Annotated in this window: 1 pseudogene; it reads left to right on the top strand. The window is 58.1% G+C overall.

Annotation, left to right across the window (positions count from 1 at the left end):
• Positions 1-406, top strand: a pseudogene (locus tag M3166_RS19100) (IS3-like element ISBam2 family transposase); the annotation flags it as partial.

Raw genomic sequence — 406 nt, 5'->3', positions numbered from 1 at the left:
AGGGTGTAATGATTGAGCGCGAGCAACTGGCATTGCCGGGCGCGCCCAACGAGGTGTGGTCAATCGATTTCGTGATGGATGCGCTTTCCAACGGCCGGCGCGTGAAGTGCCTGACCGTCGTCGATGACTTCACGAAAGAGGCTGTCGACATCGTCGTCGACCATGGCATCTCAGGTTTGTATGTCGCTCGGGCATTGGACCGTGCAGCTCGCTTCCGTGGCTATCCCAAGGCGGTGCGAACAGACCAGGGACCCGAATTTACGAGCCGCGCGCTTGACCAGTGGGCGTATGCGAACGGCGTCACACTGAAGTTGATTCAGGCGGGCAAGCCAACGCAGAATGCGTACATCGAATCGTTCAACGGCAAATTCCGCGACGAATGCCTTAACGAGCACTGGTTCACGAC

The organism is Solibacillus isronensis, from assembly GCF_023715405.1.
Classification (GTDB): domain Bacteria; phylum Bacillota; class Bacilli; order Bacillales_A; family Planococcaceae; genus Solibacillus; species Solibacillus isronensis_B.
The sequence above is the reverse complement of the archived record's forward strand: the minus strand, read 5'-3'. Positions and strand labels throughout refer to the sequence as shown.